Genomic DNA, 16,261 nt, shown 5'->3' with positions numbered 1-16,261 from the left:
GAAGAAAAGTATGCTCGTACATTCGATTAGTATGTGCAGTAGAAAGCCAAAGAGAAATATGCAGGAAGAAAATCAATTTTACTTGAAAAATTATCACCTGTTATATAATATATAAGTTAAATTAAAGTATAAAACGTCTTATGGGCAGATAGGATAATGCATGCTGCACCGGGTTAGGACGAGTCTGGAAACCTATGATTATGATATTGTTCTAAAGGTTCGCTTTATTATGTTATAGCATCGCACTTTTTGGAGTACTGGAACCAGTACAAGCCTTAACCAGTGCCTTGCCCCTTCACAGAGCGGAACACCCGGTACAGAGTACGGAATGTCAAGTTCATTCTAAATAAATTATAAAAAGTGGTGATAAGATATGGCTACCATTAAAGAAATCGCAAATAAATGCGGTGTATCAACTTCAACTGTCAGTAAAGCCCTAAACGGATATCGTGATATCAGTGACGATAAAAGAGAAGAAATTAAAAAAGCGGCAGTGGAGCTTGGGTATCTGTCAACAGACAGCGGCAAGGCACCGAAATCAAAAAAGACATATAATATTGGAGTGTTGTTTTCCACTCTGTTTAATTATGGAATGCGAAATGAATATTTTGCTCATATTCTTGCTGCCTTTAAAGAAAAAGCTGCCTTAAAAGGATATGACATAACTTTTATTGAGCATAATATTGGTAAGCGGAAAATGAGTTATCTGGAGCATTGCAGATATCGAGATTTTGACGGGGTATTTATTGTCTGTGCGGATTTTAATGAGACTGAGGTGATAGAACTGGTCAACAGTTCTTTTCCTGCGGTTACCATTGACCAGGTATTTAATGAAGTGATTGCTGTATTGTCAGATAACTATGACGGAATGAAGCAGCTTACACAATATATCATAAATTCGGGACACAGTAAAATAGCTTATATCCACGGCAGTAAGTCTTCTGTTACGCATAACCGCCTGGTCAGCTTCCACAATACCATGAGAGAGAACGGTCTGATCGTAAAGGAAGAGTATCTGGTGGAGGGAATCTATCGAAATGCGGAAAAATGTGAGGAACTGGCAAGGAGTCTGATTTCTCTGCCTGATCCTCCCACCTGTATTATCGCTCCGGATGACTATGCAGCCATGGGGGTTATGAACTGTGCGAAGAAAATGGGACTTAAGGTGCCAGAGGATATATCCGTAGCCGGTTACGATGGAGTATCCGTATCACAGGCTATAGAGCCTAAGCTTACCACTGTGAAGCAGGATACGGACAAGCTGGGTTCAGAGGCTGCCAGACAGCTCATCAATCTGATTGAGAGTCCAATGACTACATCCCTGGACTCTATCAGCCTTGGTGTCAGTCTGATAGAGGGCGGTACTGTAAAAAAAATTCATTGACTGGAACTCATAAGTATGTTATAGTAGATTGGCGATGGAAGAGGTCTTTTTTTTATGCCTAAAATTTTAAATTTAAATTTCAAGCGGAGGTGGAAGCTGTGCGCGTAAAGATCACATTGGCATGTACGGAGTGCAAACAACGTAATTATAATACGACAAAAGAAAAGAAAGCACATCCAGACAGAATGGAAACAAAGAAATATTGCAAGTTCTGCAAATCACACACAACACACAAAGAAACAAAATAACGGAATCGAATAGTCTCATCAGTTATTTGCCGGTCTAATCCGGTTATACTGATAGGAAAGGATAAGAGAATATGGGAGAAAACTTAACTACAACAGAAAAGGCTCCAAAGAAAAGCAAGTTCTCAGGACTGAAAGCTGAATTCTCAAAAATCGCCTGGCCTGACAAAGAAACCCTTGTAAAGCAGTCAACAGCTGTTTTAGTAGCATCTGTTGCTTTAGGTTTAATAATATCTCTACTTGATGTTATCATTAAGTTCGGATTCGGATTTATTATTAAATAGAAATAAAGGTGGTCATATGTCAAAGACGAATTGGTACGTTGTTCATACTTACTCAGGATATGAGAATAAGGTTAAAGCCAACATTGAGAAAACAATTGAAAACAGAAAGCTTCAAGATCAAATCTTAGAGGTATCCGTTCCCCTTCAGGATGTTATTGAAGTAAAGAACGGTGTTAAGAAAAAAGTTCAGAAGAAGTTGTTCCCTGGATATGTTTTACTTAACATGGAAATGAACGACGATACCTGGTACGTTGTGCGTAATACCCGCGGCGTTACCGGATTTGTCGGTCCTGGCTCCAAACCGGTTCCCTTAACGGACTTAGAAATGAAGGCCATGGGAATCAGAAAAGATGATGTTGTTATTGATTTTGAAATCGGTGATATGGTGGAGGTTGTTTCCGGTGTGTGGGAAAATACAACCGGCATCATTAAGCAGATTAATACTCACAAGCAGATCGTTACAATCAGTGTCGATATGTTTGGTCGTGAAACTCCTGTCGAGATCAGTTTCACGGATATTAGAAAAATGTAGTGACTATTACTGAATAGTTACAAACTGTAAACAAACGCATCCGGTAGAAAATACTTCTATTGCAAAAAACCGGATGGTGGGAGGGCAATCCCGATAAAACCACAAATTCAGGAGGTATGCTATAATGGCAAAGAAAGTTACAGGATATATTAAATTACAGATTCCCGCTGCAAAGGCAACACCTGCACCGCCCGTAGGACCTGCTTTAGGTCAGCACGGTGTTAACATTGTGCAGTTTACAAAGGAATTTAATGCAAGAACTGCAGATCAGGAAGGAATGATCATCCCTGTAGTTATCACAGTATATGCGGATAGAAGCTTCAGCTTTATCACTAAGACTCCTCCCGCTGCTATATTGTTAAAGAAAGCTTGCAATTTAAAGTCCGGTTCAGCTGTTCCTAACAAGACTAAAGTTGCTACAATCACAAGAGCTGAAGTTCAGAAAATCGCAGAATTAAAAATGCCTGATTTGAATGCAGCTAATATTGAAACAGCAACCAGTATGATTGCAGGTACTGCAAGAAGTATGGGAATCACTGTAGTTGACTAATTTATTTTAAGTGTGGGAGGGTAATGGAAGGTTTTATTATTCCATGATGGAACTGTTTAGCGAAATGAACAGATTCTTTAAGCTCCCGATAATACCACTAGGAGGTAATGTAATGAAAAGAGGAAAGAAATACGCAGAAGCTGCAAAGCTTATCGACAGGGCTGTTCTTTATGATGCAGATGCTGCTATCGGCTTAGTTAAGAAAACAGCAGTTGCTAAATTTGATGAAACAGTAGAAGCTCATATCAGACTTGGTGTTGACGGTCGTCACGCTGATCAGCAGGTACGTGGAGCAGTTGTACTTCCCCACGGAACTGGTAAAGATGTTAAAGTTTTAGTATTTGCAAAGGGTGACAAGCTTACAGAAGCTGAAGCAGCCGGAGCAGATTACGTAGGCGGAGAAGAGTTAGTGCCTAAAATCCAGAACGATGGCTGGGTTGACTTTGACGTAGTTGTTGCAACTCCTGATATGATGGGTGTAGTAGGACGTTTAGGACGTGTACTCGGACCTAAGGGCTTAATGCCTAACCCTAAAGCTGGAACTGTTACTATGGATGTAACAAAGGCTGTTAAGGAAATCAAAGCTGGTAAGATTGAATACAGATTAGACAAGACAAATATCATTCACGTGCCGTTGGGAAAAGCTTCTTTTAGCGAAGATCAATTAGCGGACAACTTCCAGACGCTTATCGGTGCAATCAATAAAGCAAAACCTTCTGCAGCAAAGGGTCAGTATTTAAAAAGCGTTACACTGTCTTCCACTATGGGACCTGGTGTAAAATTAAATACAGCGAAGCTTGCTCAGTAATAGTTTTAAAAAGATTTTAATTTATGGTTGACACTATAATAGATTAATGTTATAATACGTTAGCAATAACTGCCGTAGACAGTAGGTGCCGTAAGGCATAAGGAGAAAACGCCTACCGAGGGAATGGTTTTTAAGATTATATGATCTTACGAACTTTAATTCATACGGAACTTAAGATAAATAGAAATATTTCTGTTTACCCCGCGTTCCTGATACGAATTTTCGAATCCCTTACTGTCCGGCAGTAAGGGATTTTTTAAAAATCTATAAGGAGGTATACCAGAATGGCAAAAGTAGAATTAAAACAACCTATTATCGATGAGATTAAAGGTTATGTTGATCAGGCGAAATCAATCGTTGCAGTTGACTACCGTGGACTTACTGTGGAAGAAGATACAAAGCTTCGTAAGCAGTTAAGAGAAGCTGGAGTTGTATATAAAGTATATAAGAATACTTTGTTAAAGCGTGCGTTTGAAGGAACTGCTTATGAGAGTCTTGCTAAACACTTAGAAGGACCTACAGCAGTGGCTTTCGGCATCGAAGATGCAACATCTCCTGCAAGAATCATCAATGATACAATCAAGACTGCTCCTAAGTTAGAGTTCAAAGCAGGTGTTGTTGAAGGAACCTACTATGATGAAAAAGGTATCCAGGTTATCGCAACAATTCCTTCCAGAGAAGTACTTATTTCCAAGTTACTTGGAAGCTTACAGTCACCTATTACCAACTTTGCTCGTGTTCTTAAGCAGATCGCTGAGAAACAGTCTGAAGTGGCATAAGGATCAAAAATTAGTTTCAGTACAATAAATTATTAAACGGAGGTATTTTCAAATGACAACTCAAGAGTTTATCGAAGCTATTAAGAGCTTAACAGTATTAGAATTAAATGATTTAGTAAAAGCATGTGAAGAAGAATTCGGTGTATCCGCAGCAGCTGGTGTTGTAGTTGCTGGTCCTGCAGCTGGTGCAGCAGAAGCTGAAGAGAAGACAGAATTTGACGTAGAGTTAACAGACTGCGGCCCTAACAAAGTTAAGGTTATTAAAGTAGTTCGTGAAATCACTGGCTTAGGCTTAAAAGAAGCTAAAGACCTTGTAGATGGCGCTCCTAAGACATTAAAAGAGGCTGCATCTAAAGATGAAGCTGCTGATATCAAAGCTAAACTTGAAGCAGAAGGCGCTAAAGTTACAGTTAAATAATTTACAGCAAATGATAAAAGTCTGTTCTGACAAATGCCAGGACAGACTTTTTTATTTCGCAGATACAGTATTTATTAATCTATCATATACTCAAACATTATTATATAGTAAGGACATTATGAAGCCATTGCTGTCCAAGATTAATTGATTCTAATATATTCGGTCTTACTATTATCAGGCTGTCAGGATCTGGGATATCACTTAATTAGATAGTTAATTGGATTTTTAAATTAGAACCTCTAAAACCTAAAACTTAGAACTATAAACTTTAGACTTAGTGTTCTTAACTTAGAGCTTCAGAACGAGAACTTTAAATTTGGTGCTCTTAACCTAGAACTTCAAGCTGAACTTTAAATTTAGATCTTTTAACTTAGATCTAAAAACCTAGAACTTTAAACTTAGAGCTCTTAACTTAGAACTATAAACCTAGAACTTTAAACTTAGAGCTCTTAACTTAGAACTATAAACCTAGAACTTTAAACTTAGAGCTCTTAACTTAGAACTATAAACCTAGAACTTTAAACTTAGAGCTCTTAACTTAGAACAACAAAACTAGAACTTTAAACTTAGAACACATAACTTAGAACCACAAACCTAAAACTTTAAACTTAGAGCCCTTAACTTAGAACTACAAAGTAGAACTTAAAACTTAGTGCTTTCATTACGAACCTAAAACTTTAAACTTAGAGACCTAACCAAGAACTTAAAATCTAAAATTTCAAATTATAACCTAGAACTTTAATCTTTTAATCTCGAACTTACTACAATAAAAATGAAAATCTTAATATGTATTTTAAAATACTCAAATTCAAGACACAAAAAATTACAGGGGTCCCTGGTATAGACTTATCAAATTGGGGAATAAACTTAAGATAGGGAACTTTTTTGCATGGGAATAGAAAAAAAGGACAAAAACATATTGACATCTTGACAAACTTGTGATAGTATGAAAGATGCACTATTGTGCGAAGATATGCCTACAATATCTATTATAGCACATATAAGTGTAAAAGAAAAGTGGTTTAAACAAATTATTCTAGAATCTTTCTGGAAATAAAAATAAAACTCAAGGGGTGAAAACGTCAATGGATAAAAACAGGATACGTCCAATCAAAGTTGGTAACGGCGTAAGAATGAGCTATTCTAGGCAAAAAGAAGTTTTGGAAATGCCAAATCTTATTGAAGTTCAAAAGAATTCCTATCAGTGGTTTTTAGATGAAGGACTGAAGGAAGTTTTTGAAGATATTTCTCCAATAGAAGATTACAGTGGGCATTTGAGCTTAGAATTCGTTGATTTTGCGCTGTGCGAAGATGATGTCAAATATTCAATTGAAGAGTGCAAGGAAAGAGATGCTACCTATGCTGCACCTTTAAAGGTGAAAGTCAGACTTCACAACAAAGAGAACGATGAAATCAATGAACACGATATTTTTATGGGTGACTTGCCTTTAATGACGGAAACCGGAACCTTCGTAATAAACGGAGCAGAAAGAGTTATCGTTAGCCAGTTGGTACGTTCCCCCGGAATCTATTATGCAATTGGACATGACAAAATCGGTAAGAAACTTTTCTCCTCCACTGTTATCCCCAACAGAGGAGCTTGGTTGGAGTATGAAACAGATTCCAACGATGTATTTTACGTTCGTGTAGACCGTAACAGAAAAGTTCCCATTACTGTACTGATTCGTGCCCTCGGAATCGGCAGCAATATTGAAATTCAGGAACTTTTCGGTGAAGAGCCTAAAATTCTTGCCAGTATTACAAAAGATCCTTCTGACAATTATCAGGATGGTTTACTTGAGCTGTACAAAAAGCTGCGTCCAGGCGAGCCTCTTTCTGTAGAAAGTGCGGAGTCTTTAATTAACAGCATGTTTTTCGACCCCAGAAGATATGATCTTGCGAAGGTTGGAAGATTTAAGTTCAACAAGAAACTTTCCTTAAAGAATAGGGTCATCGGAGCTATTCTGGCTGAAGATGTCGTAAACAGGGAAACAGGAGAAATCTTAGCGGAAGCAGGTACCACAATTAACGAAGAGCTGGCCGTAGAGATTCAGAATGCGGCAGTACGTTCCATAATGGTACAAGCGGAAGAAAGAAATGTTAAAGTACTTACGAACCAGATGGTAGATTTGAACTATTACCTGGATGTAGATAAAAAAGAACTAGGGGTAACCGAGGAAGTTTATTACCCTGTGTTAAAAAGTATCTTAGATGAATTCAAAGATATTGAAGAAATCAAATTAGCGATTAAGAGAAATATTAATGAATTGATTCCTAAACATATAACCAAGGATGATATCATTGCTTCCATCAACTACAATATTCATCTTGAATATGAAGTAGGAGGTTCTGATGATATTGACCATTTAGGAAACAGAAGAATCCGTGCGGTTGGAGAATTACTTCAGAACCAGTACCGTATCGGTCTTTCCAGAATGGAACGTGTGGTTAGAGAAAGAATGACCACACAGGATTTAGAAGGTGTAAGCCCTCAGTCCTTAATCAATATCAAACCTGTTACTGCAGCAGTGAAGGAGTTCTTTGGTAGTTCCCAGCTGTCACAGTTTATGGATCAGCATAATCCCCTTGGTGAGTTGACCCATAAGAGACGTCTCTCAGCCTTAGGACCTGGCGGTCTTTCCCGTGATCGTGCCGGCTTTGAGGTTCGTGACGTACATTACTCCCACTATGGAAGAATGTGTCCCGTAGAGACACCCGAAGGTCCTAACATCGGTCTTATCAACTCCTTGGCATCCTATGCCAGAATTAATGAGTATGGATTTATTGAAGCACCTTATCGTAAGGTGGATAAGACAGATCCTAAGAATCCCAGAGTAATTGATGAAGTTATCTATATGACGGCGGACGAAGAGGATAAATATGTTGTAGCACAGGCAAATGAGTCTCTGGATGAAAACGGGTATTTTACAAATGTAAACGTATCTGGTCGTTTTAGAGAAGATACCCTTGAGTTCCCTAAGTCAAGAATTGATTTAATGGACGTATCTCCTAAGATGGTATTCTCCGTTGCTACAGCCATGATTCCTTTCCTTGAGAATGATGATGCCAATCGTGCCCTCATGGGATCTAACATGCAGCGTCAGGCCGTGCCTTTATTAATAACCGAGTCTCCTGTTGTAGGAACCGGTATTGAATTAAAAGCAGCCGTTGACTCCGGTGTATGTGTGGTTTCTGAAAAGGCAGGAATGGTTGAAAAATCTACCTCCAAAGAAATTATAATTAAAAATGATGATGGAACGAAAAAAGCATATAAATTATTAAAATTTGCCAGAAGTAACCAGGGAACCTGTATCAACCAGAGACCTATCGTTGTGAAAGGTGATAAAGTTGAAGCTGGTCAGGTTATTGCAGACGGTCCTTCCACTTCACAAGGTGAATTAGCTTTGGGTAAGAATCCTCTGATCGGATTTATGACCTGGGAAGGTTACAATTACGAAGATGCGGTTCTTTTAAGTGAAAGACTGGTGCAGGAGGATGTATATACCTCCGTTCATATTGAAGAATATGAAGCAGAGTCCAGAGATACCAAATTAGGACCCGAAGAAATCACAAGGGACGTACCAGGTGTCGGTGATGATGCGTTAAAAGATCTGGATGAGCGCGGAATTATCCGTATCGGTGCAGAAGTTCGTGCCGGAGATATTCTGGTAGGTAAGGTAACTCCTAAGGGAGAGACTGAGCTTACAGCAGAAGAGAGACTTCTTCGTGCGATTTTCGGTGAGAAAGCAAGAGAAGTAAGAGATACCTCTTTACGTGTTCCTCACGGTGAGTATGGTATTATTGTCGATGCCAAAGTATTTACAAGAGAAAACGGTGATGAACTCTCTCCTGGTGTAAACCAGACCGTTAGAGTATATATAGCACAGAAAAGAAAGATTCAGGTTGGAGATAAGATGGCCGGACGTCATGGTAATAAGGGTGTTGTTTCCCGTGTATTACCGGCAGAAGATATGCCCTTCCTTCCCAACGGAAGACCTCTTGATATCGTGCTGAACCCTCTGGGTGTGCCTTCTCGTATGAACATCGGTCAGGTGCTTGAGATTCACTTAAGTCTTGCCTCCAAGGTTCTTGGCTTTAAGGTGGCAACACCGGTATTTGACGGTGCAAACGAGTATGATATCATGGATACTCTTGAGCTGGCTAATGACTATGTAAATACTGAGTGGGATGAATTCCAAAATAAATACAATGATGTCCTTGACCCTGAGGTTATGGATTATCTGGAAAATAATAAAGCTTACAGAGAACAATGGAAAGGTGTACCCATTAACCGAGATGGAAAGGTAAGACTCCGTGACGGAAGAACCGGAGAATTCTTTGACGGAGCTGTTACAGTGGGCTTCATGCACTACTTAAAACTCCACCATCTGGTAGATGATAAGATCCATGCTCGTTCCACAGGTCCTTACTCTTTAGTAACACAGCAGCCACTTGGTGGTAAAGCTCAGTTCGGTGGACAGAGATTCGGTGAAATGGAGGTTTGGGCGTTGGAGGCATATGGCGCTGCTTATACTCTTCAGGAAATCCTTACAGTGAAATCCGATGATGTTACCGGTCGTGTTAAGACCTATGAAGCAATAATTAAGGGAGAGAATATCTCTGATCCCGGAATTCCGGAATCCTTCAAGGTACTCTTAAAAGAGCTTCAGTCTTTAGCGCTGGATGTTATCGTGTTGGATGAAAATGGTCAGGAAATCAAGATGACTGAAAATATCGACTATGGTGAAGGTGACTTGACACCTCTTATCGAGGGAGACAACAACTTCCGTTATGACGAGGATTATACGGATGCGGGATACCGTGAGACCACACCTGAGGAAGAGGAAAGTTTCTTTGATCCTTTTGATGAGGAGACGGTAGAGATCAGCGATATTGAGGAAGAAGAATTCGAAGACTAGTCTACTGTAAGAAAAGGACTGTTTAAAAGGTCCGTTACTATGAAAGGGAGTGCCAGATGATGCCAGAAGTGGTAAATAACCAAAGTGGTCCGGAAATAACCTATGATGCTATAAAGATTGGCCTTGCTTCTCCTGAAAAAATCAGAGAGTGGTCCAGAGGCGAGGTAAAAAAACCGGAGACCATTAACTACAGAACCTTAAAGCCTGAAAAAGACGGTTTATTCTGTGAGAAAATTTTCGGACCCAGCAAGGACTGGGAGTGTCATTGCGGAAAATATAAAAAGATTCGCTATAAAGGCGTTGTGTGCGACAGATGTGGTGTTGAAGTAACAAAAGCATCTGTCCGCAGGGAAAGAATGGGCCATATTGAGCTCGCTGCCCCTGTATCTCATATATGGTACTTTAAAGGTATCCCCAGCCGTATGGGATTAATTCTGGACTTATCACCCAGAACACTGGAAAAAGTGCTCTACTTTGCCTCCTATATTGTACTTGATAAAGGAAGCAGTGATCTGCAGTATAAACAGGTTCTTAATGAAAAGGAATACAGAGAAGCCTATGAAAAATACGGAAACAGGTTCCGTGTTGGAATGGGTGCGGAAGCAATCCAGGAACTGTTGATGGCAATTGATCTGGAAGCAGAATCCAAAGAATTAAAGAAAGGCTTAAAGGATTTTACTGGACAGAAGAGAGCCAGAGTAATCAAGAGACTGGAAGTAGTAGAAGCTTTCCGTGAGTCAGGAAACAGACCGGAGTGGATGATTCTCTCCGTAGTACCTGTAATTCCTCCGGATTTAAGACCTATGGTTCAGTTGGATGGTGGACGTTTCGCTACCTCTGATATGAACGATTTATACAGAAGAATCATTAACCGTAATAACCGTTTAAAGAGACTTTTAGAGCTTGGCGCACCTGATATCATTGTGAGAAATGAGAAGAGAATGCTTCAGGAAGCTGTTGATGCTTTAATTGATAACGGAAGAAGAGGAAGACCCGTTACAGGACCCGGAAACCGTGCTTTAAAATCCCTATCCGATATGTTAAAGGGTAAACAGGGACGTTTCCGTCAGAACTTACTTGGTAAACGTGTTGACTACTCCGGACGTTCTGTTATCGTAGTAGGACCGGAATTAAAGATTTATCAGTGTGGTCTGCCAAAGGAAATGGCAATTGAGTTATTCAAACCTTTTGTTATGAAAGAGCTGGTTGCCAAAGGTACCGCGCATAATATAAAATCCGCTAAAAAAATGGTGGAAAGACTTCAGTCTGAGGTATGGGATGTATTAGAAGAGGTTATCAGAGAGCATCCGGTAATGCTTAACCGTGCACCAACACTCCACAGACTTGGTATCCAGGCATTTGAGCCGGTATTGGTAGAAGGTAAGGCTATTAAGCTTCATCCTCTGGTTTGTACCGCCTTCAACGCTGACTTCGACGGTGACCAGATGGCTGTACATTTACCTCTTTCCGTAGAAGCTCAGGCAGAGTGCAGATTCCTTCTGCTCTCCCCTAATAACCTCTTAAAGCCTTCCGACGGTGGTCCCGTTGCCGTTCCTTCACAGGATATGGTACTTGGTATCTATTACCTGACTTTACAAAAGCCCGGTGATTTGGGAGAAGGACATTTCTTTAAGAGTGTAAATGAAGCAATCCTTGCTTATGAGAATGCTGCAATTACCCTTCATGCAAAGATCAAAGTAAGACGTACTGGTGTAAACAACAGTGGTGAGACTATTACAAAGACAGTTGAATCCACGCTGGGACGCTTTATCTTTAATGAAATCATCAGCCAGGATCTGGGATTTGTTGACAGAACGAACCCCGATAACTTCCTGATTCCTGAAGTGGATTTCCATGTTGGTAAGAAACAGCTTAAGAAGATTCTTGAGAAATGTATCAATACTCATGGAGCCACTAAAACAGCGGAAACTCTGGATGCTATTAAATCCTTAGGTTATAAATACTCTACAAGAGCAGCTATGACCGTTTCCATTTCCGACATGACCGTTCCTCCTCAGAAGAAGACCATTATTGCAGAGGCAGAATCAAGAGTTGAAGAAATCTCTAAGAACTTCCGCCGTGGTCTTATGACAGAGGATGAAAGACACAAAGCAGTTATTGACACCTGGAAGGTGGCCGATGATGATATTACAGAGGCACTTCTTACAGGACTTGATAAATACAACAACATTTACATGATGGCAGACTCCGGTGCCCGTGGTTCCGATAAGCAGATCAAACAGCTTGCCGGTATGCGTGGACTTATGGCGGATACCTCCGGTCGTACTCTGGAGCTCCCTATTAAATCCAACTTCCGTGAAGGTCTCGACGTTCTCGAGTACTTCATGTCAGCTCATGGTGCGAGAAAAGGTCTTTCCGATACTGCTCTTCGTACAGCCGATTCCGGTTACTTAACCCGTCGTCTGGTAGACGTATCCCAGGATCTTATCATCCGTGAAGTTGATTGCTGTGAAGGCAAAGAAATTCCTGGTATGTGGATCAAAGCTTTTGCAGATGGCAGCGAATTAATCGAAAGTCTTGAAGAGAGAATTACCGGCAGATATTCCTGTGAAACTCTTACAGATGACAGCGGCGAGGTGATCGTTAAGGCAAATCATATGATTACACCAAAACGTGCAGCCAGAATCGTTGCGACAAAGAAAATCGACGAACAGGGCTTTAATGCCAAGTTAAAGATTCGTACCATTTTAACCTGTAAGTCACACATCGGTGTATGCGCTAAATGCTACGGTGCCAACATGGCTACCGGTGAAGCAGTTCAGGTAGGTGAAGCAGTTGGTATTATTGCTGCGCAGTCCATCGGAGAACCCGGAACACAGCTTACCATGCGTACTTTCCATACCGGTGGTGTTGCCGGTGATGATATTACACAGGGTCTTCCCCGTGTAGAGGAATTATTTGAAGCAAGAAAGCCCAAGGGACTTGCAATTATTGCAGAGTTCGGCGGTATTGTTACTATAAAGGATACCAAGAAGAAACGTGAAGTCATCGTAACAAACAATGAGACCGGAGAAGCTAAGACTTATCTGATCCCTTATGGTTCACGTATCAAAGTTCTCGACGGAGATGTATTAGAGGCCGGAGATGAATTGACAGAGGGTAGCGTTAACCCTCATGATATCTTAAAGATCAAAGGCGTTCGTGCCGTACAGGATTATATGATTCAGGAAGTACAGCGCGTTTACCGTTTACAGGGCGTTGAAATCAACGATAAGCATATCGAGGTCATCGTACGTCAGATGCTTAAGAAAATCCGTATTGAAAACAGCGGAGATTCTGAATTCTTACCAGGTAAGCTGATTGATATTCTGGAATTCGATGATGCCAATGAGATATTGGAAGAAAAGGGACTCACCATTGCAGACGGAAAGCAGGTAATGCTTGGTATTACAAAAGCCTCCCTGGCAACAAACTCCTTCCTTTCAGCAGCATCCTTCCAGGAAACCACGAAGGTATTAACAGAAGCTGCTATTAACGGAAAGGTCGATCCACTAATCGGATTAAAAGAGAACGTTATTATCGGTAAGTTAATACCTGCCGGTACTGGTATGAAAAGATACCGTTCTGTTAAGCTTGACAGCGATATGGAAGAAGAGTTAATTCTTTCTGAAGATTTTGAGGATGATGATTATCAGAGCTTCAATTATTCAGAGGATGCCATGGATGATGATTTAGACAGCATTGAGTTGGATGAATTTGAAGACGAGGATTTATCCGATGAAGATTTTGATGATGCTGATTTCGAGGATGATTCCGACAAATAAGGAATACAAAAAATAATATAACGAAAGCCTCCAAAGAATGATTCTTTGGAGGCTTTTTTGCTGTGTGCTGGATCAGGAGCTGATAGGGTGCGGTACCTAACAATATAATCAAAACAGTACAGGAGCATTTTACAAAGCTTTTGCGCTGTTTTAATATTTATGACATATGGTTATATATTATAATTTAGTGCTATTGTGAGTCTTATCCATTTACTGGGATTAAGTATTTAGTACTGGGAGGCTGCAAGATACGTCGGTGGTAAGGAAAAAGAGAAAAAAATTGAATGAGAATATTTCTTTTTTGGCGGCATTGACATATATGTGGTATAGTTATATAATTTATATACTATATATAGTACCTACATAAAAATACGACCTTTGGAAAAACTAAACATTTATGAAGTGTTTACACTGTAAAGAGTGTGAACTACTGATCTGGAAAGCAGGGAATGGAAAACATGAATGAATTACAAATAGAAGATTTGTTGACAGAAGAGTTTTTGTCGGAATACCATAAGAAAGATAATCCAATGACAGGAATCGGTGAGTTTGTTTATCTGCGAACTTACGCCAGATACGTGGAAGAGAAAGGCCGTAGGGAGAACTGGTTTGAGACCGTCTACCGTACAGTACAGTATAATGTTATGCTAGGCATAGAATATAAAGTAAAGCATGGTATCCGGGTAGATGTGACAGAAGAGAGAAAAGAGGCAGAAAGTTTTTTTGATCATCTTTTTTCCCTGAGAACCTTTCCTTCCGGCAGAACTCTTTATATGGGAGGAACAGAAATAGTGAAGGAGTATCCGCTCTCCAACTATAATTGCTGCTTTACTACCATAGATCAGCTTAAAGATTATACGGATGTATTTTACCTGCTGATGTTAGGCTGTGGAGTTGGAGTTCGAATTGAGAAAAAAGCAGCGGATTCTATGCCAGAGGTGCGAAAGGTCCAGTTACTTGGAAAATACGAAGAAGGGCTTTATAACCAGCTGACGAAGGAAGAACGGGAGAATACACTCCTTTCTATTGAGGCAAACACAGCAGTTTTGTTTATTGGTGACAGTAAAGAAGGCTGGTGCAAGGGACTGGAACTATATTTTGATCTTATCAGCCTTGAAGAGTATGAGAACATTCATAACATAATCATTGATTACAGCTATGTAAGACCGGAGGGCGAACGACTTAAACGTTTTGGCGGAAGAGCTTCAGGACATAAATCCTTAAAGAGAATGTTTGAGAAAATCAATAAAGTAATGGTTGAATCAGGTGAGGGGTTAAGAACAATCGATCTTTTGGATATTGCAACTATTATTAGTGAGAATGTGGTATCCGGTGGAGTTAGAAGAAGTGCAATGATGGTAATCTGTGAAGAGGATGATACAGAGGTTATCGAAGCGAAAAGGAATCTATACAAAGTAATAGACGGTCAATGGATTGAAGACACAAAGATTTCTCATCGAAAAATGAGCAATAATTCAGTTTTATATAACCGTATTCCCGGGAAAGAAGAAATAAAAGCGATGCTTGATTCGATTCGTATTAACGGTGAACCGGGTTTTCTGAATAACCGGGAAGCAATTCGACGGAAAGAAACTTTTCTGGGTTGTAATCCCTGTGGTGAAATCCTTCTGCGTTCCAAGCAGTGCTGTAATTTATCCACCAACAATCTGGTAGCTTTTGTAAAGGAGGATAATACCCTTGATATGAAAGGGCTGCTAGAGGTAATCAGGTTATCAGCAAGGGTTACCTTACGAATGACACTGGTTGATGTCGAACTTCCGGAATGGAATAAGGTCATGCAGGAGGATCGTATTGTAGGGGTATCCTTAACGGGAATGATGGATATGATGAATCGTACCGGTATGGATTACAATGAATTAAGAAAATTGCTGGAAACATTAAAGAAAGCGGTTCATGAAGAAGGAGAACGTTATTGCAGGGAACTTGGGATAGAAAAACCTCAGCTGATGACAACCATCAAGCCGGAAGGAACTCTATCCAATCTGCCAGGGGTAAGTTCTGGGGTGCATTATGCCCATGCCCCTTATTATATCAGGAGAGTCCGTGTTTCAAAAACAGACCCTTTATATAAGATGATCGAACTTCTGGGGTGTTATCCGGTCTATAACGAAGTGGGGCAGACAGATGAGAACTGTACTGTCAAGGTGATTGAATTTCCGATGAAATCACCGGAAGGAAAGACGAAGTATCAGGTGGGTGCCATAGAGCAGCTTAACCTTTATAAACTTACCATGGAAGCCTGGACGGATCATAATACCAGTATTACGGTTCATGTAAGAGAAGAGGAATGGGAGGAGGTGGCAGAATGGCTTTCTGCTAACTTTGACAGTGTTGTAGGAATTACCTTTCTTCCCTTGCTGGAAGAGACATATCCGCTTCTTCCTTATGAAACCATTACAAAAGAAGACTACGATAGACGCGTCAGCTTAAGCAGACCAATAGATTATTCTTTATTAAAAGCATTAGAGAATGCGGAAGAAAGCGAACTTCTGGAGGAGGACTGTGAAACCGGAGCCTGCCCGGTCAGATAAAAGCA

The 16,261-nt window shown here is 40.2% G+C and carries 11 protein-coding genes and 1 other annotated feature; all 11 genes read left to right on the top strand.

Annotation, left to right across the window (positions count from 1 at the left end; translation table 11 throughout):
- The first annotated feature begins 373 nt into the window (after positions 1–373).
- The 11 genes from R2R35_RS10590 (at position 374) to nrdJ (ending at position 16,256) form a co-directional block, all read left to right on the top strand.
- Positions 374–1,384, top strand: coding sequence for a LacI family DNA-binding transcriptional regulator (locus tag R2R35_RS10590; RefSeq protein ID WP_317734487.1), 1,011 nt, complete (start codon positions 374–376; stop codon positions 1,382–1,384).
- Between the two features lie 98 nt (positions 1,385–1,482).
- Complete coding sequence (gene rpmG, locus R2R35_RS10585) at positions 1,483–1,632, top strand: 50S ribosomal protein L33 (protein WP_081848529.1); 150 nt, start codon at positions 1,483–1,485, stop codon at positions 1,630–1,632.
- Between the two features lie 71 nt (positions 1,633–1,703).
- Positions 1,704–1,913, top strand: a complete 210-nt coding sequence (secE, locus tag R2R35_RS10580; RefSeq protein WP_033164470.1) for a preprotein translocase subunit SecE — start codon at positions 1,704–1,706, stop codon at positions 1,911–1,913.
- Between the two features lie 16 nt (positions 1,914–1,929).
- On the top strand, positions 1,930–2,445 hold the full coding sequence (gene nusG / locus R2R35_RS10575) for a transcription termination/antitermination protein NusG (RefSeq protein WP_317734485.1): 516 nt from the start codon (positions 1,930–1,932) through the stop codon (positions 2,443–2,445).
- Between the two features lie 124 nt (positions 2,446–2,569).
- Positions 2,570–2,995, top strand: coding sequence for a 50S ribosomal protein L11 (rplK, locus tag R2R35_RS10570; protein WP_033164472.1), 426 nt, complete (start codon positions 2,570–2,572; stop codon positions 2,993–2,995).
- 112 nt (positions 2,996–3,107) lie between these two features.
- A complete protein-coding gene (rplA, locus tag R2R35_RS10565) occupies positions 3,108–3,803 on the top strand; it encodes a 50S ribosomal protein L1 (RefSeq protein WP_033164473.1) in 696 nt (231 codons plus the stop codon).
- 54 nt (positions 3,804–3,857) lie between these two features.
- Positions 3,858–4,070: a sequence feature (ribosomal protein L10 leader region), on the top strand.
- 17 nt (positions 4,071–4,087) lie between these two features.
- Entirely contained in the window at positions 4,088–4,582 is a 495-nt protein-coding gene (gene rplJ, locus R2R35_RS10560) for a 50S ribosomal protein L10 (protein WP_033164474.1), read from the top strand.
- Between the two features lie 52 nt (positions 4,583–4,634).
- Positions 4,635–5,000, top strand: a complete 366-nt coding sequence (gene rplL, locus R2R35_RS10555) for a 50S ribosomal protein L7/L12 (RefSeq protein ID WP_033164475.1) — start codon at positions 4,635–4,637, stop codon at positions 4,998–5,000.
- Positions 5,001–6,085: 1,085 nt separating this feature from the next.
- The gene (gene rpoB / locus R2R35_RS10550) at positions 6,086–9,919 is read left to right on the top strand and encodes a DNA-directed RNA polymerase subunit beta (RefSeq protein WP_317734483.1); all 3,834 of its coding nucleotides are present in this window, start codon (positions 6,086–6,088) and stop codon (positions 9,917–9,919) included.
- 59 nt (positions 9,920–9,978) lie between these two features.
- Positions 9,979–13,704: a DNA-directed RNA polymerase subunit beta' gene (gene rpoC, locus R2R35_RS10545; protein WP_317734780.1), complete on the top strand. Its 3,726-nt coding sequence runs from the start codon at positions 9,979–9,981 to the stop codon at positions 13,702–13,704.
- Between the two features lie 458 nt (positions 13,705–14,162).
- Positions 14,163–16,256: a ribonucleoside-triphosphate reductase, adenosylcobalamin-dependent gene (nrdJ, locus tag R2R35_RS10540; RefSeq protein WP_317734481.1), complete on the top strand. Its 2,094-nt coding sequence runs from the start codon at positions 14,163–14,165 to the stop codon at positions 16,254–16,256.
- The last annotated feature ends 5 nt before the right edge of the window (positions 16,257–16,261 follow it).

Origin of the sequence: Anaerocolumna sp. AGMB13020 (genome assembly GCF_033100115.1) — a bacterium.
Classification (GTDB): domain Bacteria; phylum Bacillota; class Clostridia; order Lachnospirales; family Lachnospiraceae; genus Anaerocolumna.
This window is presented reverse-complemented; position numbering and strand designations above follow the sequence as displayed.